This is a genomic window from Arthrobacter dokdonellae, from assembly GCF_003268655.1.
Classification (GTDB): Bacteria; Actinomycetota; Actinomycetes; order Actinomycetales; family Micrococcaceae; genus Specibacter; species Specibacter dokdonellae.
Genome location: NZ_CP029642.1, coordinates 3,486,787 through 3,504,337 on the forward strand (window position 1 = coordinate 3,486,787; position 17,551 = coordinate 3,504,337).

At 68.8% G+C, this 17,551-nt stretch carries 13 protein-coding genes; 6 read left to right on the plus strand and 7 right to left on the minus strand.

What is annotated here, in order from left to right; genetic code table 11:
- The first annotated feature begins 24 nt into the window (after positions 1-24).
- A complete protein-coding gene (locus DMB86_RS15525; protein ID WP_113718592.1) occupies positions 25-3,264 on the plus strand; it encodes an efflux RND transporter permease subunit in 3,240 nt (1,079 codons plus the stop codon).
- Positions 3,265-3,449: 185 nt separating this feature from the next.
- Positions 3,450-4,394 carry an endonuclease domain-containing protein gene (locus DMB86_RS15530; protein ID WP_113718593.1) on the plus strand — a complete coding sequence of 315 codons (945 nt, stop codon included), beginning with the start codon at positions 3,450-3,452 and terminating at the stop codon, positions 4,392-4,394.
- Positions 4,395-4,507: 113 nt separating this feature from the next.
- On the opposite strand, the gene DMB86_RS15535 is transcribed toward DMB86_RS15530, so the two are convergent.
- Complete coding sequence (locus DMB86_RS15535) at positions 4,508-5,980, minus strand: MFS transporter (protein WP_227878423.1); 1,473 nt, start codon at positions 5,978-5,980, stop codon at positions 4,508-4,510.
- Between the two features lie 178 nt (positions 5,981-6,158).
- Here DMB86_RS15535 and DMB86_RS15540 point away from each other — a divergent pair, with 178 nt between their 5' ends.
- Both DMB86_RS15540 and DMB86_RS15545 read left to right on the plus strand, forming a co-directional pair.
- The gene (locus DMB86_RS15540; protein ID WP_113718595.1) at positions 6,159-7,289 is read left to right on the plus strand and encodes an LLM class flavin-dependent oxidoreductase; all 1,131 of its coding nucleotides are present in this window, start codon (positions 6,159-6,161) and stop codon (positions 7,287-7,289) included.
- On the plus strand, positions 7,286-7,843 hold the full coding sequence (locus DMB86_RS15545; RefSeq protein ID WP_335645011.1) for a MarR family winged helix-turn-helix transcriptional regulator: 558 nt from the start codon (positions 7,286-7,288) through the stop codon (positions 7,841-7,843). The genes DMB86_RS15540 and DMB86_RS15545 overlap by 4 nt, the downstream gene beginning before the upstream one ends.
- Here the strand turns inward: DMB86_RS15545 and DMB86_RS15550 are convergent.
- Together DMB86_RS15550 and DMB86_RS15555 are read right to left on the minus strand one after the other, a co-directional pair.
- Positions 7,827-8,627, minus strand: a complete 801-nt coding sequence (locus DMB86_RS15550; RefSeq protein ID WP_113718596.1) for a hypothetical protein — start codon at positions 8,625-8,627, stop codon at positions 7,827-7,829. The genes DMB86_RS15545 and DMB86_RS15550 overlap by 17 nt on opposite strands.
- Before the next feature lie 35 nt (positions 8,628-8,662).
- Positions 8,663-10,303, minus strand: a complete 1,641-nt coding sequence (locus tag DMB86_RS15555; RefSeq protein WP_227878424.1) for a M20/M25/M40 family metallo-hydrolase — start codon at positions 10,301-10,303, stop codon at positions 8,663-8,665.
- 85 nt (positions 10,304-10,388) lie between these two features.
- On the opposite strand from DMB86_RS15555, the gene DMB86_RS15560 reads away from it, so the two are divergent.
- Together DMB86_RS15560 and DMB86_RS15565 are read left to right on the plus strand one after the other, a co-directional pair.
- Positions 10,389-11,222 (plus strand): fumarylacetoacetate hydrolase family protein, encoded by an 834-nt coding sequence (locus DMB86_RS15560; protein WP_113718597.1) that lies wholly within the window; start codon positions 10,389-10,391, stop codon positions 11,220-11,222.
- Between the two features lie 75 nt (positions 11,223-11,297).
- Positions 11,298-11,819, plus strand: a complete 522-nt coding sequence (locus DMB86_RS15565; protein WP_113718598.1) for a GtrA family protein — start codon at positions 11,298-11,300, stop codon at positions 11,817-11,819.
- On the opposite strand, the gene DMB86_RS15570 is transcribed toward DMB86_RS15565, so the two are convergent.
- From DMB86_RS15570 to nadA, 4 genes are all read right to left on the minus strand, one after another.
- Positions 11,771-13,036: a cysteine desulfurase family protein gene (locus tag DMB86_RS15570; RefSeq protein ID WP_113718599.1), complete on the minus strand. Its 1,266-nt coding sequence runs from the start codon at positions 13,034-13,036 to the stop codon at positions 11,771-11,773. The two genes, DMB86_RS15565 and DMB86_RS15570, sit on opposite strands and share 49 nt — an antisense overlap.
- Positions 13,037-13,038: 2 nt before the next feature.
- Positions 13,039-13,914, minus strand: a complete 876-nt coding sequence (gene nadC / locus DMB86_RS15575; RefSeq protein WP_113719620.1) for a carboxylating nicotinate-nucleotide diphosphorylase — start codon at positions 13,912-13,914, stop codon at positions 13,039-13,041.
- 134 nt (positions 13,915-14,048) lie between these two features.
- Positions 14,049-15,986: an L-aspartate oxidase gene (locus tag DMB86_RS15580; protein ID WP_113718600.1), complete on the minus strand. Its 1,938-nt coding sequence runs from the start codon at positions 15,984-15,986 to the stop codon at positions 14,049-14,051.
- Positions 15,983-17,470, minus strand: a complete 1,488-nt coding sequence (nadA, locus tag DMB86_RS15585; protein WP_113718601.1) for a quinolinate synthase NadA — start codon at positions 17,468-17,470, stop codon at positions 15,983-15,985. The genes DMB86_RS15580 and nadA overlap by 4 nt, the downstream gene beginning before the upstream one ends.
- Positions 17,471-17,551: the final 81 nt, after the last annotated feature.

Consider the following 17,551-nt stretch of genomic DNA (forward strand, 5'->3'; position numbering starts at 1 on the left):
GCGTGACGCAGTGGGAGTGTATTGATGTTTCGTTTGGCACGGATGTCCCTGGGCAACCGGGCGTTGATCGCGTTGATCACCATCTTCGGGGTGGTGTTCGGCGTCATCACGCTCGGCTCGCTCAAGCAGGAGCTGATCCCCTCCATCGAGTTCCCGCAGATCACGGTGGTCTCCTCCATGCCCGGCGCCTCGCCGGAGGTGGTGGACAAACAGGTCGGCGCCCCGCTGGAAGCCGCGCTCAACGGCGTCGAAGGCCTTGAGACGAGCACGTCCACCTCGCGCAGCGGCGTCTCCACGATCAACCTGTCCTTCGCCTACGGCACCAACCTTGACCGCGCCCGGAACCAGATTGACCGGGCCATTTCCAACGTCGCCCCGAGCCTGCCCGACGGTGTCCAGCCGCAGCCCATTGCCGGCAGCATCGCCGATTTCCCCATCGTCTTCCTGGCTGTTTCTTCTGACCAGGGCCTGTCCGCGCTGCACACCAGCCTGCAGGGGACCGCGGTGCCGGCGCTGCTGAAGATCGACGGCGTCCGCAGCGCCGACGTCACGGGCGCCAACTCCCAGCACATCGCCATTTTGCCGGACGCGGCGAAGATGGCTGCCGCCGGCGTCAATGCCGGCGCCATCACAAATGCGCTCAAGAACAACGGCTCGCTGGTGCCCGTGGGCTCGCTCAGCGACAACGGGCTGACGCTGCCCATCCAGGCCGGCAGCCCAGTTGACTCGCTTGACGCGATCAAGGGCCTGCCGCTGTCCGGCAGCAAGGACCATCCCGCGCCGACCATCGGCTCGGTCGCCAGCGTTGCCCTGGCGGACGATCCCACCACGTCCATCACGCGCACCGACGGCAAACCCACGTTGGCGCTCTCCATCACCAAGACACCCGCCGCGGACACGGTGACGCTGTCCCACGCGATCAGCGCCGCGCTGCCGCAGATCCAGGCCTCCCTGGGCCACAACACCCGGTTCACCACCGTCCTGGACCAGGCCCCGTTCATTGAAAAGTCCATCCACGACCTCACGCAGGAGGGCCTGCTAGGACTTGGCTTCGCCGTCGTCGTGATCCTGGTCTTCCTGCTTTCGGTCCGCTCCACCCTGGTCACGGCCATCTCCATCCCGCTGTCCCTGCTGGTGACTTTCATCGGGCTGTGGGCCACGGGGTATTCGCTGAACATCCTGACGTTGGGCGCGCTGACCATCGCCATCGGGCGGGTGGTGGACGACTCCATTGTCGTCATTGAAAACATCAAGCGGCACATGAGCTACGGCGAGGACAAAAAGGCCGCCATCCTCTCCGCCATCCGCGAGGTGGCCGGGGCCGTGACCGCGTCCACGCTGACCACGGTGGCCGTGTTCCTGCCGATCGCCTTCGTGGGCAGCCTGGCCGGGGAGCTGTTCCGGCCGTTCGCCCTCACCGTGACCTTTGCGCTGCTGGCCTCGCTGCTGGTGTCACTGACCATTGTGCCGGTGCTCGCGTATTGGTTCCTGAAGTCCCCCGCCCTTGCCGGCACTCCGTCAGGCGCCGCGGACGACGCCGGCACGGCCTTGAGCGGCAAGGCGCTCCTGCGCGCCGTGGAAGAGAAAGAGCGCGGCTCCTGGTTGCAGCGCGGTTATCTGCCCGTCCTGGCCAAGACGCAAAAGCACCCCGTGTACACGCTGGTGGCGGGCGTCATCATCCTTGGCGCCACGCTGGCCATGACGCCGCTGCTGCCCACCAACCTGCTGGGCGACACCGGACAAAACAGCCTGACCGTCACCCAGAAGATGCCCGCGGGCACCAGCCTGGACGCCACGGATGCGGCAGCAAAAAAGGTGGAGGCCGTGCTGGCCCGCATTGACGGGATCCAAGACGTGCAGGTCACCGTGGGAAACAGCTCCGGCGGCTTCTCCGCGCTGCTGTCCTCCGGCGCGTCCAGCGCCACGTTCCAGGTCATCACCGATCCCAACGCAGACCAGGTGGCGCTGCAGGACACCGTCCGCGACGCGGTGGTCCAGGTCAAGAACGCCGGAACCATTGCCCTGGGGTCATCCGGCGGCGGCTTTGGCACCTCAAACTCCGTGGACGTCACGGTGAAGGCGGGCACCGGCGTCGCGCTTCAGGATGCGTCCGACGCCCTGGTGAAGGCCCTGACCGGCCTGCCCGGGGCGCAGTCGGTGGCGAGCAACCTCTCCGGGGCGCAGCCCGTGGTGCAGGTCAGTGTGGACCGGGCCAAGGCCGTCGCGGCGGGGCTCGACGAATCGCAGGTCACCGGCCTGCTCGCGGCCACCGTCAGCCCCCTGCCGGGCGGGACCGTGCGCATCGACACCACCGACTACAAGGTCCAGGTGGGTGTCGGGCGGACGTTCGACTCGGTCGCCGCCCTCGCCGCGGCCCAGGTTCCCACCCCGGCCGGGCCCGTGCCGCTGAGCGCCTTCGCCACGGTGAAGCAGGTGGACACGCCCTTGACCATCACCTCCTCCAACGGGCAGCGGACGGCCACCGTGTCCGTCACGCCGGATGCCAACTCGCTGGGCTCGCTGAGCGCCGAGGTGCAAAAGAAGATCGATTCCGTGAAGCTCCCGCCCGGCGCCGTTGCCACGATCGGCGGGGCGGCAACGCAGCAGTCGGATTCGTTCCGGCAGCTGGGCCTGGCCATGCTGGCGGCCATCGCCATTGTGTACGTGATCATGGTGGCCACGTTCAAGTCGCTCATCCAGCCGCTGATCCTGCTGGTCTCCATCCCGTTTGCGGCGACGGGCGCCATCGCGCTGCTGCTCATCACGCGCGTGCCGCTGGGGCTGGCGTCGCTGATTGGCATGTTGATGCTGGTGGGCATCGTGGTCACGAACGCCATTGTGCTCATTGACCTGATCAACCAGTACCGGCGCCCCTCCGGCGACCGGCCCGCCATGAACGTGGCGGACGCCATTGAACACGGCGCCCGGCAGCGCCTTCGCCCGATCCTGATGACGGCGCTGGCTACCATTTTCGCCCTGACGCCGATGGCGCTGGGCGTGACGGGCGGCGGCGGGTTCATCTCGCAGCCGCTGGCCATCGTGGTGGTGGGCGGGCTGGTCTCCTCCACCCTGCTGACGCTGGTCCTGGTGCCCGTGCTGTACCGGCTGGTGGAGGGCCGCAAGGAACGGCGCGAGCTCATGAAGGCGCTCAAGGTGGTGCACCGGCCGGCATCGGGCGGCGCCGGTTCACCGGCGGGGCCTGAGTTCCAGGACTGGACCACGGGCGCCATCCCCAAGGTCCGCGGCCGCCGCGCTGCCGACTGACCTGCCCCGCGCTGTCAGCAATCGATATCGCAGCACATCGATTGATCCGTTCGATATCGCAGTAGTTGGACGAAAAACCGCCGCAAAGTCGCTTTTCGGTGCAACGACTGCGTTATGGATTCCGGGCCATGAGCTGGGTGTGGATAACTTAAACCCGGCATCCCAAAAGTTGCCATGCTGGGGGCATGGCAGCGCTTGACCGTCTTCCCGAATTCTTCCGAACCGCACCCTTCACCCTCGATGAGGCACGAGCGGCCGGCAGCAGTTACGGCCAGCTTTGCCACCGTGACGTAGTGACACTCAGCCGCGGCATCAAGTCGCTAAAGAATTGCGCCGATGTGCCGCTCGCACTGCTGACGCGCCCCTACACGCAGGTCACCGGCTATGCCGCGGCATCCCATGCGACCGCATTCACGATTTGGCAATTCCCGGGCTTTCTCCCCGGTGCAACGGCTCCCACGATCCACATATCCCGTCAGTTCCCACACGCTTCCATGCGCCGCGAGGGCGTCAGTGGACACCGCACCCGCCTATTCAGTGATGAGGTGACAAGCCTCAATGGCCTTTGGATCACCACCCGAAGCCGAACGTGGCTGGATTGTGCCCACGCCATGTCCTTGGACGAACTTGTCATCGCAGCAGACCACCTGTTGCGGATTCCGCGGCCGCAGTACGAGGGCCGCGACACCCCGTACGCCACCGTCCCGGCTCTAACCGCGCTTCTTGACAGCCACCACGGAATGCGTGGACTTGTAAAAGCCCGCCAGGCACTCCGGCTGGCGAGGGTCGGTTGCGATTCCCCTCCGGAGACACGCCTCCGCCTGGCCGTCGTGCGTGCAGGTCTTCCTGAACCGCGATTCAATGTTGCTGTCCAGCTGGCCCCCGGGTTGGAGCGAACACCCGACCAGTCCTATCCGGACTACAAGGTCGCCGTCGAATACGACGGCGCAACGCATGCCGATCCCGCCCAAGTGGTCAAGGATGTCACCCGGGAGGAGGATTTTGCGAGAGGCGGCTGGAAAGAGGTGCGCATCATGAAGAGCCACATGGCCAATGACGCCGAGGAAGCCGTTAGCAAGATCCGCAACGCCCTTTATGATCGCGGCTGGCGACCGAGCGGCGATCAATAACACAGCACTTCGACCGAAAACGCCCCAAAAGGCTGAATTTGGTCCAATTTCTGCGTTATCGACGGGCCGGTCCAACAACTGCGCACTCGATTGGACGCGTGGGCTGGCGGCAGTCAGGCGGGGAGGGCGGCGCCGAAGGCCAGCTTGGGGACGAACCACAGCGACACGGCGGCCACGAGGGCCGTGACGCCACAGATGGCCCACACCGCCATGTAGCCGGCCAGGGGAGCCGCCGCGCCGCCCGTGCCGGCCGTCAGGGATCCCAGCGCCGAGCCGGCCAGTGCGATCCCGAAAATGCAGGAGGCGAAGGCGCCGCCGACGGTCTTCGTTGCGTTGGTCAGGCCCGTTGCCATGCCGGTCTGGGTCAGCGGCGCCGCTGCGGCCGCTGCCGACGGCAGTGCTGCCACCAGGGCGCCGCTGCCAATCCCCGCAATGACCATGTTGACGAGCACCTCGGCCATGGAGCCGTGGAAGGGCAGGAACAGCAGGTAGCCCACCGCCACGAGCAGCGCTGCGGCCATCAGCGTGAGGCGCGGGGTGGTCCATCTCGTGACCACCGGATACAGCAGCGCTCCCACCAGCAGCCCCAGGACGTACACGCCGATCAGGATCGAGACCAGCCCGGAACTGGCACCGAGGCCGTAGCCCACCGTGGCGGGATCGGTCCGCGCAAACGTGGACAGCGGGGCCTGCGCCCCGAGCACGGAGACGCCGAACAGGAACGCCGTCAGCTGGACGGGCCACATGCTGGCCTGCCGCAGAAGGCGGATGTCCACCATGGGGTCGTGGTGGCCGAGTTCGTGCCGCGTGTAGGGCACCAGGGCGGCAATTCCGAGGACGACGGCGGCCCACGCCCACCAGGTGCCCGGGCCGTTGATGCGCATGAAGGTCAGCCCGGCGGTGATGAGCAGCAGGGCCAGCGAGAGCAGGACCAGCCCCAGGGTGTCGATCCGCCCGCCCGTGCGGTTGGCGGATTCGGGCACCCCCAGGAGGATGACGAAGAAGCAGAGCGTCACGGCGATGGCCGGCACCATGAGCGTCAGCCACAGCCGGCCCGGCAGCGCTGCGCCGATGAAGCCGCCGGCCAGGGCACCGGCGATGACGCCAAATTCCAGCCCCGCCACGAGGATCCCGGCAGCCTTGCGCGTCAGGGCGGCGCCGTCCGGCCGGGCGTGCGAGCGGCTGTAGATCAGGGCGATTTCCAGCGGCAGCCACACCACATAGACGCCCTGCAGCGCCCAGGCCGCGAGGAACAGCCAAAAGTTCGGCGCGAACGCCACGCCCCAGGAGGCGGCGGCCGTCACCGCGGTGGAAGCCAGCAGCACCCGGCGGTGGCCGACCATGTCGCCCAGCTTGGCGAGCACCGGGACCACCAGGGCGCTGACCATCAGCTGCGCGGCCTCAAACCAGTTGACGTCGGCGTCGTGGATGCCCAGAAAACGGGCAATGTCCGTCAGCAGCGGCGTGTAATAGCCTTGCAGGACGCCGCTGGTCAGCTCCACCAGCACCAGGAATCCGACGACGGCGGCCGCCGTCGGCCCCGCCTGCAGCCCCGGCGGGGCCGGACGGACTTGACCTGGTTCCACGGGGAGCCTCCCGGCCTGGTGGTGGCACTGACGATGTCGCTTGATGAGCATCCTAGTATCCGCCGGTAATCCGCGTCGGCGGCGGCTGGGAACATAGTGGCACCCGCGCTGGTTGGACAGTATAATAGATGCAAACGTATATATCTCCGGCCGTCGCCGGGAGATGGAGGAACACACCATGCAGTTCGGAATATTCAGTGTTGGCGACATCACCATGGACCCCACCACGGGCCGCACCCCCACCGAGCATGAACGGCTCAAGGCAATCACCACCATCGCCAAGCACGCCGAGGACGTCGGCATGGACGTGTTTGCCACGGGCGAGCACCACAACCCGCCGTTCTACCCGAGTTCGCCCACCACCATCCTGGGCTACATCGCGGCACAGACGGAAAACATCATCCTCTGCACGAGCACGACGCTGATCACCACCAACGACCCCGTAAAAATCGCCGAGGACTTCGCCACCCTGCAGCACCTGGCCGAAGGCCGTACGGACATCGTCCTGGGCCGGGGGAACATGGGCGCCGTCTACCCCTGGTTCGGGAAGAACAACCAGGATTCCGTGGAGCTGACCGTGGAGAACTACGCCCTGCTGCGCCGCCTCTGGGACGAGGACGTGGTGAACTGGGAAGGCAAGTTCCGCACTCCGCTGCGCGGCTTCACCGCCACACCCCGCCCGCTCGACGGCGTGGCCCCCTTCGTGTGGCACGGCGCCATCCGCACGCCCCAGGTCGCCGAGATCGCGGCCTACTACGGCGACGGGTTCTTTGCCAACAACATCTTCTGGCCCAAGGAACACTACATCCAGCTGATCAACCTGTACCGCCAACGCTACGCCCACTACGGCCACGGCACCCCGGAGCAGGCCATCGTGGGCCTGGGCGGGCAGTTCTTCATCCGGAAGAACTCGCAGGACGCCGTCAACGAATTCCGCCCGTACTTCGACAACGCCCCGGTCTACGGCCACGGCCCGTCCATGGAGGACTTCACCGCCCAGACCCCGTTGACGGTGGGCAGCCCCGCGGAAATGATCGAAAAGACCCTGGCCTTCCGCGACTATTTCGGCGACTACCAGCGCCAGCTGTTCCTCGTGGACCATGCCGGGCTGCCGCTGAAGACCGTGCTGGAGCAGCTGGACCTGTTCGGCTCGGACGTGCTGCCCACGCTGCGCAAGGAGTTTGCGGCCAACCGCCCGTCCACCATTCCGGATGCCCCCACCTTTGCCGCGCGCAAGGCGGCCAAGGAAGCCAAGGCGGCGGCCGGCGTCGCACAGACCGCCGACATGACCGGCGGGACTGGCGCATGATGCCCGCCGCGGCACACCGCCGCCTGGCCACGGAAGCCTGGGAATCACTGCTGCGTTCGCAGGTGGCCGTGATGCGCGAACTCCACAAGGAGCCCATTTTCAAGAAGGTCGGCAGCCGGGAGTACGACGTCCTGTTCAACCTGTCGCGCTGCCCCACCGGCTGGCTGCGCCTGAACGAGCTCAACGACAACGTCCTGCTGACCCAGCCGAGCATCTCTCGCCTGGTGGAGCGGCTGGAGGCGCGCGGCCTGGTGCAACGCCGGACACCCGACGACGACCGGCGGGGCGTGTTGATCGGGCTCACCGAGGCGGGCGTGGCCCTGCAGAAAGAAGTAGGCCGGGCGCATGTGCAGAACATCATGCAGGTCATGGACGAGGGGCTGAACGAGGCCGAGATGCAGACGCTGCTGGAGCTGACGGGCAAGTTGCGGACCGCCGTGGCGGCCCGGAGCGGCCGCCCGATGCACGCGCCGGCGCCCGGCAACGTGGCACCGGGCAACGCCGCACCCGGCAACGTGGCGCCCGGCAGCGGAACGGTCAGCCCAGCGCCCTGAGCGAAGTGACCATATGCTGGATGTTCAGGTAGCCGCTGGTCCGCATGTAGGCCTGCGCGTCGGCGATGGTGGCAAAGGCACGCAGCCCCGCCGACCCGTCCAGTGCGCTGGTGAACTGTAGGACGTCGCCAAACATGTAGATGCCCAGCTTGTCCGACTGGACCGTGTTGTAGACCAGGCACGCCTTGCCGTCCGCGCCGGCCGCCTGGTCGGTGATGCCGTACGAGGCGTAGAACTGCGTGCCGCCTTGGATCACGCGGTAGACGAAGCGCGGGGCCACGGCGGCCGCGCTCTTGTTGTTCGATGGGATCTGCAGCGGGATGCTGGCGAGGACGGTGTACGGGCGCGCCGTCTTGGGCCGGCAGGCCCCGCCGAGCCCCGAGATGTGCGTTTGCAGGGTGGCCACGACGTCGCCGGAGGTGTCACGCACGTCCACGCGCAGGCTTTTGCCGGCCTTGCCCGGGACCAGCTGCGTGATCCAGTCCGCGGGCAGTTCGAAGCTGATATTCCGGTCCGGGTCCGTGTACGTCTTCCACTGTGCCGCGGTGGGCTCGGCGGTGGGGCCCGCCGATGCCGTGCCTGTGGCGCCTGCCGTTCCCATGGACGACGGCGCCGGGCCGGCCTGGGTGGTGCTCACCTGGGCGGTTCCGGACTGGGCGGAGGGGGAGGCCGGGCTGATCGAAACCCCGCAGGCCGTCAGGGACAGTGCCGCGACGGCTGCCGCGGTGGCCACCAGTGCTGTCTTGCGAACGACCGGGCGGCCGGTTCTGCGCGGTGCGTGCATGGCGACTCCTTGGGTCGAATCTCGACAATCACACCCTACCCGAGCCCCTGCAGCAGCTCGCGATAAAACACCACGCCCGCGCCCAGTGCGGATATGCGGACCTTCTCGTTGACGGCGTGGATGCTGGCACGATCCTCCGCGTCCATGAGCAGGGGCGAGAACCGGTACACGGCGGGGCAGGTGCCGGTGAAGTGGCGCGAATCGGTGGCGCCGGTCTGTACGTAGGGGGTCACCACCGCGCCGGGATGGGAAACACCCACGCACCGCGAGAGCAGGTCAAACTGCTCGTTGTCGAACGCTGAAATCGGCGACGGCCCGTGTGCTTCGAGCACGCGCAGCTCGATGGACCGGTCGTCTATGATGCGCCGCACCCGGCGCAGCGTTCCCTCCACGTCCTCGCCGACGGCGATGCGGATGTTGGCATTGGCGCGCGCTGTGGAGGCCAGGACGTTGGCACCCTTGCTGCCCTCGAGTTCGGTGACGGCCACGGTGGTGCGGATCATGGCCCGGGTTTCATCTCCCAGCAGGTCAAACAAGCGCGTCAGCAGCCCCCTGAAGGCCCACATGTTGGACGTCACCAGGCGCAGGCCGAAACCGCTGCGCTCCCCGATGCGGCGCAGCATTTCCACGACCGGACCCGGCATCGATTGCGGAAAGGGCTGCGCCTCCAGCGCCATGATGGCCCTCGCGAGCCGTGCCGTGGCCCCCATTTTGGGCGGCGTCGACGCGTGGCCGCCGGGACTGCGGGTCAGCAGTTCAAGGTTCAGGATCCCCTTCTCGGCCACGCCAATGACGGCCGCCGGCGGGCGCAGGCCGGGGAAGGCGTTTTCGGCCACGGCGCCGCCCTCGTCCAGGACCATCCATGGCTCCACGCCCCGTTCGTGGAGCAGGGCGGCCGCCGCCGCAGCGCTGTCCCCGGCCGTCTCCTCGTTGTTGCCAAAGGAGAGGTAGATGTCTTGGGCAGGCGTCCATCCCCTGTCCAGCAGGAATTCCACGGCGCCCAGCATGACGACGACCGCGCCCTTGTCATCCAGCGTTCCCCTCCCCCATACGTACCCGCCTTCCTGGCGGCCGGAGAAGCCCGGCCACGTCCAATTGTCACGCGGGTCCACGGGCACCACGTCGTAGTGCGCCATCAGCACCACCGGCCGGGCTGCGGCATCGGGCGCGGTGCCCTGCCACTTGAACAGGAGTGCGTGTCCATTGACAAACTCACGTTCCAGGGCTTCGTGGACCGCGGGATACAACCGTTCCAGCGCCGCAATGAATCCGGTGAATTCCTCGAGCTCAATTTCATCGCGCCGCGGCGAAAAGACAGTGCGGAAGCGGACCAGCTCGGTGAGGCGGTCGGCGGCCGGCTGGGCGAATTCGGCGCCGGTAGGTGCCGGGCGGGTGGCGGAGTCTCGGCCCCCGGACGGGGCTTGAGCCGCCGCCTGGCCGGCCGGCGCGGGGCACACCGCATGGCCCGGCGCTCCGACCGGCGCGTGGCCCGGCGCTCCTTCCGGCGCGTGGCCCGGCGCTCGGCCCGCCGGGTCCCCGTCCCCACGTGCCTGTCCCGCGCCGTCGGCCCCGGCGCGGAGGGCGCGTGCGCCCATGACGGCGGCCGTACCAGCGGCGCCCGCCGCCAGCGCGGCCGCCACGGCACGGTTGAGGAACTTTGCGCTCGCGCGTTTCATGGCCAAAGTCTAGGCCACTGCCTCCGGCTCTGGCACGGGCGGGACCGGACCCCCGCCCCGCCCACTTCGGAGGTAGGATGTCCTCATGACAGCTGCCCCATACCGCCTTGCCCGTGTCCGTCCGCTCGACTCCGTTGCCGGACCGCTGCCGGAGCAGTTTTTTGTCCGCAACGACGCGGCGGACTTCGCCAGCCCGGCGGGCGCCGTGTGGACCGTCGTCGACTCCCCGTTCCCCACCTCCCCCGCCAATCAAAACAGCGCCGCGCGCGCCGGCTGGAGCCCGGGCGCGACGGTCAACGAGGACCTGTTCACGTTTCTGGCACCGTGCGCTCCCGCCAACGTCTTCGGCATGGCCCACAACACCGGCGCGCCAGGCCGGGCGCTGCCACCCCAGGCGTTCCACAAGGCCGCCAGCTCCGTAGTGGGGCCAGGCGACGCCATCAAGCTCAGCCGCGGCGCGGGGTACGTGGACCCTGAAGCCGAGCTGACCGTCGTCGTCGGGAAGCCGGCCAGGAACCTGACACTGGAGACCGCACGCGACGCCGTCCTGGGCTTCACCATCGGCAACGACGTCTCGGACCGCGACGCCCAAAAGAGCGACGAACTGTGGCTCAGTGCCAAAAGCCCCGACACGTTCACGCCGCTTGGCCCCTGGATTGTGGCGGGCCTGAAGGACCGCGGCGCTCCCATCAGCATTGTGCACAACGGCACCGAGCTGTCCCCCGCCTCAAGCGACGACCTCGGCTGGGGCGTGGACGAGATCCTCGTCTACCTCAGCAGCTTCATGACGCTGCAGCCCGGGGACGTCATCCTGACCGGCGCTCCCGGCGAATGCCGCAGGATCAACCCAGGGGATACGGTGGCGTGCCGGATTGGCGGCATTGGTGAACTGGCAAACCCCGTCGAAGAGGGCGAGTAGCGACCGCTCACTCACAGAAAACACACAACCAACGTTTTGGCTGGCCACAACTGCGGGTGGCAGTATTGGTTACCGATGGCAACTACAACTCCGGCTGAACCTGCGGCCCTTGAACCAGTGCCCGCCACAGCGAACGGCGGGACAATGCGCGCGGCCTTGTCGCGCTTCTGGCAGCGCCATCCCCTTTTGTACTCGCAGCTGCGGGGCTTTGGCGTGGTGGCGGTCATTTGCACCGCGGTCTCCATGCTGATCTTCGCCGCGCTGCGCCACCCCATGGGGACACAGTGGGCCAACGCCATTTCGCTGGTCCTGTGTTCGGTGCTCAACACGGAGCTGAACCGCCGCATCAGCTTTGGCGTGCACGGTATGCACCTGTGGTGGCGCGACCAGCGTCGCGGCCTGTGGGTCATGCTGCTGGCACTGGCCATGACCAGCGGCAGCCTGTGGCTGCTCCACGAGGTATCCCCGAAGGCGTCCATCGTCTCCGAGCTCGTTGTCATCACGCTGGGCAACGTGGCCTCGGCCGTGATGCGCTTCGTGCTGCTGCGCTATTGGATCTTCCGCAGGCTGCGCAGGCCGGTGCCGGCGCCCGCATAGTTTCCCAGGCGTTCGACGGCGGCCACCAGTTCATCGGCCGCCGTGTCCAGCTGCCCGGAGGTGACGACGGCGCCGAAACTGAAGCGCAGCGCCGTCTGGGCCACTTCGCGTTCCACGCCCATGGCCGTCAGCACCTCGGAGGGCTCGTCCGAGCCCGCCGCGCACGCCGAGCCCGAGGAACAGATGACCGAGTGCCGTTCGAGCTCCAGCAGCACGGATTCCCCGCTGGTCCCCGGGAAGCAGAACGACGCCACGGAAGGCAGCCGCCGCGTGCGGTGCCCCGTCAACCGTGCCGACGGGACCCTCTCCAGGACCTGGTCGATGAAGCGGTCCCGCAAGGCCGCCACCTGTTCGACGGCGGCCTCCCGGCCTGCCTCCGAGAGCCGCAGCGCCGTGCCCAGCGCCACGGCAAACGCCACATTTTCCGTGCCCGAGCGGGTGCCGCGCTCCTGCCCGCCGCCGTGGACCAGCGGCTCGCACGGCACGCCGCCGCGCAGGAACAGCAGGCCTACGCCCTTCGGCGCGCCAATCTTGTGCCCGGAGAGGCTCAGCGCGTCCACGCCGAGTCCCTGCACGTCCAAGTTGAGCCAGCCGGCCGCCTGCACGGCGTCCGTATGAAAGGGCACGCCAAGGTCCCGGGCCTCGGCAGCCAGGGTCCGGATGTCCTGCACCGTGCCCACCTCGTTGTTGGCGTACAGGACGGAGGCCACCGCGACGTCGTGGCCCGGCACCCAGCCGGCGGCCGCGGCGCCAACCCGGGGTCCGGCGTCGTGCGCGTCCTGACGGAAGGCGCCGCCTGCCAGCACTCGCGCAAACTCCGCCGGATCCACCACGGCGTCGGGCCCCACGGGCACCACGTCCACCGTGAAGCCGTGGACGCGCCGGAGGTAGTCGGCGGACTCGGCGACGGCGGGATGCTCCACGGCGCTGATGACCACCCGGTTGCGGCGGGGGTCGGCGGCACGGCGGGCCAGCGCAATGCCCTTCAGCGCCAAGTTGTCCGCCTCGGTGCCGCCGGAGGTGAACGTGAGCTCCTCCGCGTGGCAGCCGAGTGCGGCGGCCGCCTGCTCCCGGGCGACCGCCAGGGCGTTAGTCGCGGTGCCGCCCAGCTCGTGGTGGCTGGACGGGTTGCCGAACTGGTTGGTCAAAAACGGGAACATGGCCTCGATCACCTCGCGGCGGACCGGGGTGGTGGCGGCGGCGTCCAGGAAGATCATGGTCAGGCCTCAATGGCGATGTCCAGGCCCAGGTCCAGCGCACGCACGCTGTGGGTCAGCGCACCGACGGAGATGATGTCCACCCCCGTGAGGGCAATGCCTGCGATGGTGGCCAGGTTGACGTTGCCGCTGGCTTCGACCAGGGCTCGGCCGTTGACCAGCGCCACCCCCTCGACGAGTTCTTCGTTGGTGAAGTTGTCCAGCATGATGGTGTCCACGCCCGCCGCGAGCACGGGTTCGATCTGCCCGATGTGATCCACCTCGACCTCGAAGTGGACGGTGTGCGGGAGCTGGGCGCGGACCCCTGCGAGCGCGGCTGTCAGCTTGGCGGGGTCTCCGCCGGTGAGCACGGCCAGGTGGTTGTCCTTGGCCAGCACGGCATCCGAGAGCGAAAAGCGGTGGTTGTGCCCGCCGCCGCAGCGCACCGCGTAGCGTTCCAGGGCGCGCAGGCCCGGGGTGGTCTTGCGGGTGTCCGTGACGCGGGCCGCGGTGCCCTCGATGAGCCTTGCGTACTCGGCGGTCTGGGTGGCGATCGCGCTCATGCGCTGCGTGAGATTCAGCGCCACGCGCTCGGCGGTCAGCACGCTGCGCGCCAGGCCCGTGACGCCCATGATCCGTTCCCCTGCGGCAAAGGGCTGGCCGTCGGCGACGAACTGCTCCACCTCGGCGGCCTGGTCCTGCATCTTCATGGCGGCGGTGAAGACGTCCCCGCCGGAAAAGATTCCCGGTTCCCGGGCCACGAGCCAGGCTGTGGCCTTCGCCCGTGCGGGCAGCAGCGTGGCCGAGGTGATGTCGCCGTACGGTGCGTCCTCCACAAATGCTGCCCGCAGGATGTTGTCAACAATCGCGGCGGGGAGGGTTGGCAGCGGGGCCGCCATGGCGTGGACTGGGGGCAGTTGGACGGCGGGGGATTCGGCGCTGTTTTGGGTGGCGGTGTTTTGGGTGGCGCTGTTTTGGCTGGCGCTGTTTTGGGTGGCGCTGTTTTGGCTGGCGCTGGCAAGTTCGACGGCGTTCATACTGTTTCGCTTTCAAGAACGGGAAGGCTGGTGGGAAGGTGGGCGGATCGGCCGGCCGTGGCATGTACCCAGGTGTGCGGGCTCCGCCCGGGTGCCGGTTCTTCGGGGAAGTCGCCGCGGAAGTGCGCGCCCGCGGAATTCTCGCGGGCCAGGGCCGCGTGGACCAGCAGTTCGGCCACGAGCCGGAGGTTTTCCAGCTCCGCCTCCGCTTGGGCGGCGGGCGGCGGGGCTGATCCCACCGCGGGTGCCACTGGAGCCTGCGTTGGAGTCACGGCAGTGCGGGCGGCGGGCGGCGCGACCGTCCCTGGCTCCTTCCGCCAGGCGGCCTGAGCGGCGGGCGGCGCGACAGTACGTGGCTCCTGCCGCCAGGCGGCCAGCTGCTGGGCCGCCGCCCTGAGCCCGTCCGCTGTTCGGACCACACCGGCATGGGCCCCCATGAGGCGCTGGAGTTGGTGCCGCGTCAATGCGGCGCCACCGGATGGGCCTATAAAAGCGACACCGGCGTAGTCCTGCACGGCCGGTCCGTCCAGATCCGGTACCGCGTCGATTGAGCGGGCGTCGATTGAGCGGGCGGAGGACAGCGCCAGCAGGTGGGCTGGCCATCCGGCGGCAGGCCCCGCGCCCACCTGCTCGTCCCCGGCTGGCCAGCCGCCCGCGGCTTCGTGGCCGGCACCGCCGCGTGGGGCCCCGGGGCGGGTAGTTGTGGATTCCAGAAAAGACTCCACGGCGCGGCGGCCGAACACGAGGCCCTCGAGAAGGGAGTTGGAAGCAAGGCGGTTGGCGCCGTGGACGCCGGTGCAGGCCACCTCGCCGGCGGCGTACAGGCCCGGAAGCGACGTCTGCCCCCGCAGGTTGGTGGCCACCCCGCCCATCCAGTAGTGCGCGGCCGGCGTGACGGGCAGCCATTCGCGCGTCCAGTCGAAGCCCAGCTCGCGCGTCCGGGCATCGATCGTGGGGAAACGCCGCGCCAGATAGCCGGCGCCGTGGGCCGCCTCCACGCCGGTGGCGTCCAGGACGACGGTTTCGCCTGCGGTGGACCCGGCCCGGGCGAGGTGCGCGACGATGCTGCGGGACACGACGTCGCGCGGGGCGAGGTCGGCGTCGGGGTGGTACCGCCCCATGAAGGCGGTTCCGGTGCTGTCGCGGAGGACGGCCCCGGCCCCGCGGACTGCCTCGGACACCAGGAAGTTCTCGCCTACGGCAAGCGCCGTGGGATGAAACTGGAAGTATTCGAGGTCCGTGACGGTTGCCCCGGCCCGCCACGCGGCGGCTAGCCCGTCGGCCGTGGCAACCGCCGGGTTGGTGGTGAAGTCGAACAGCTGCCCGGCTCCCCCGGTGGCGAGCAGGACGGCGTCGGCACTCATGGTCAGGTGGGCACCGCTGGGGGTGAGCAGGGAAACGCCGGTGACGCGTCCGGCGTCGACCACCAGGTCTCTCACAAACGCGTGCTCCATGAGCCGGACGGTGCCCAGGTCCACGGCTGCGCGCACGGCGCGGATCAGGCCATCGGCAATCGCCGCGCCGGTGGCGTCGCCGCCGGCATGGAGGATGCGGGCGGCCGAATGTGCGCCCTCGAGCCCGAGCAGGCGCCGGCCCGTGGCGCCGTCACGGTCGAAGGCGACCCCGAAGCGTTCCAGGGCGGTGATGTCGCCGCACGCCTCCCTGCACAGGATGCGCACGGCCTCGGGGTTGCACTGGCCGGCACCGGCCGCCAGCGTATCGGCAACATGCGCCTCCACCGTGTCGCCTGGGGCGGCGTCGTCCGGCCCCAGCACGGCGCAGATGCCGCCCTGGGCGAAGCGGGTGTTGCTCTGCGCCAGCGCCCCCTTGGTCACGAGCGTGACGCGCAGCCCTGCCTCGGCGGCCAGCAGGCTGCTGAACAGCCCGGCGATTCCACTGCCGACCACAATGAGGTGCGAGTTGCGCGCAGTCATGCGACCGGAGTCCCCTGGGCGGCTCCGTCCCGGGCGCCGGCGGAGGCCTGCTCCGGAGCGCCGACGGAGGCCGGCGCCGGAGCACTGCCAGGCTGCGTCCGTGCAGGCTGCGTCCGTGACGTGGCCGCGGCCTGGCGTGCGGAGCGTTCCTGCACGGCTCGCGGCTTCGCGGCCAGCATGCGCTCAAGTGCCACCCGTGCGTGGACGGCCGTTGCCTCCGGAACGGTGATCTGGTTCAGGACTTCCCCGCGCACCAGGCCCTCAAGCACCCAGGCCAGGTAGCCGGGGTGGATGCGGTACATGGTGGAACACGGGCAGATCACCGGGTCCAGGCAGAAGATGGTGTGCTGCGGGTACTGCCCGGCCAGCCGGTTCACCATGTTGATCTCCGTGCCGATGGCGAAGGTGCTGCCGTCCGGGGCGGCTTGGACGGCCTTGAGGATGTAGTCGGTGGAGCCGGACTCGTCCGCGGCGTCCACCACCTCCATGGGGCATTCGGGGTGGACGATCACGCGCACTCCGGGGAAGTCCGCCCGGGCCTGGTCGATCTGCGCCGTGGTGAAGCGTTTGTGGACCGAGCAGAATCCCTGCCACAGGACCACCTTCGCCTGGTCCATGACCTCAGGGCTGTTGCCGCCCAGAGGTTGGCGCGGGTTCCAGAGCGGCATCTGCTCCAGGGGGATGCCCATGGCCTTGGCCGTGTTGCGGCCCAGGTGCTGGTCGGGGAAGAACAGCACCCGCTGGCCGCGCTCGTAGGCCCATTCCAGCACCGTGGCGGCATTCGAGGACGTGCACACGATCCCGCCGCGCTCGCCGCAGAACGCCTTCAGGGCCGCGGAGGAATTCATATAGGTCACGGGGATGACGGGCACGCGCCCGTCGGCGTCCGGCTCGGTGCCGTAGTACGCCTCGAGTTCGGCCCAGCAGGCTTCCACGGACGGCACATCGGCCATGTCGGCCATGGAACAGCCGGCGGCCAGGTTCGGCAGGATCACCGACTGGTGCGCGCCGGAGAGCATGTCGGCCGTTTCGGCCATGAAGTGGACACCGCAAAACACGATGGCCTCGGCGTCGGCCCGTGCCTTGGCCGCATTGGCCAGCTGGAAGGAGTCGCCCAGGAAGTCGGCAAACCTGACCACCTCGTCGCGCTGATAGAAGTGGCCGAGAACGACGACGCGGTCGCCAAGTTCCTCCTTGGCGGCGAGGATGCGGGCGGTGAGGTCGTCGTCGGACGCGTCCTTGTATTCCTGGGGCAGCTGGCCTTGGCGCGGCGTGGCGGCCGGGGCGACGTCCGCGTTGGAGGCGCCGGGGCCGTAGCCGGGCGTTTCGGCAAGTGCCTCGGCCAGATCAAACTCCCAGGGACCCTTGGCCAGTGCGTCGTCGCAGCTTTCCTGTGGCCGGCCCGGTGTGCCGATCAGCGTCGCGTCCCGCTGTTCGGCCTGCTCGCGGGTGATGAGCTGGATGGTGGTGTTCACGGATGACATGGTGTGCTCCAGGGGGTGTGACGGTGACAGGGCTGCGGGAGGGCTTGGGAAAATTACCCATTATCTGCGGGAGGGCTTGTG

Coding starts and splice junctions, on each gene's coding strand:
- DMB86_RS15525 (WP_113718592.1), top strand. CDS start 25: ATGTTTCGTTTGGCACGGATGTCCCTGGGCAACCGGGCGTTGATCGCG.
- DMB86_RS15530 (WP_113718593.1), top strand. CDS start 3,450: ATGGCAGCGCTTGACCGTCTTCCCGAATTCTTCCGAACCGCACCCTTC.
- DMB86_RS15540 (WP_113718595.1), top strand. CDS start 6,159: ATGCAGTTCGGAATATTCAGTGTTGGCGACATCACCATGGACCCCACC.
- DMB86_RS15545 (WP_335645011.1), top strand. CDS start 7,286: ATGATGCCCGCCGCGGCACACCGCCGCCTGGCCACGGAAGCCTGGGAA.
- DMB86_RS15550 (WP_113718596.1), bottom strand. CDS start 8,627: ATGCACGCACCGCGCAGAACCGGCCGCCCGGTCGTTCGCAAGACAGCA.
- DMB86_RS15555 (WP_227878424.1), bottom strand. CDS start 10,303: ATGAAACGCGCGAGCGCAAAGTTCCTCAACCGTGCCGTGGCGGCCGCG.
- DMB86_RS15560 (WP_113718597.1), top strand. CDS start 10,389: ATGACAGCTGCCCCATACCGCCTTGCCCGTGTCCGTCCGCTCGACTCC.
- DMB86_RS15565 (WP_113718598.1), top strand. CDS start 11,298: ATGGCAACTACAACTCCGGCTGAACCTGCGGCCCTTGAACCAGTGCCC.
- DMB86_RS15570 (WP_113718599.1), bottom strand. CDS start 13,036: ATGATCTTCCTGGACGCCGCCGCCACCACCCCGGTCCGCCGCGAGGTG.
- nadC (WP_113719620.1), bottom strand. CDS start 13,914: ATGGCGGCCCCGCTGCCAACCCTCCCCGCCGCGATTGTTGACAACATC.
- DMB86_RS15580 (WP_113718600.1), bottom strand. CDS start 15,986: ATGACTGCGCGCAACTCGCACCTCATTGTGGTCGGCAGTGGAATCGCC.
- nadA (WP_113718601.1), bottom strand. CDS start 17,470: ATGTCATCCGTGAACACCACCATCCAGCTCATCACCCGCGAGCAGGCC.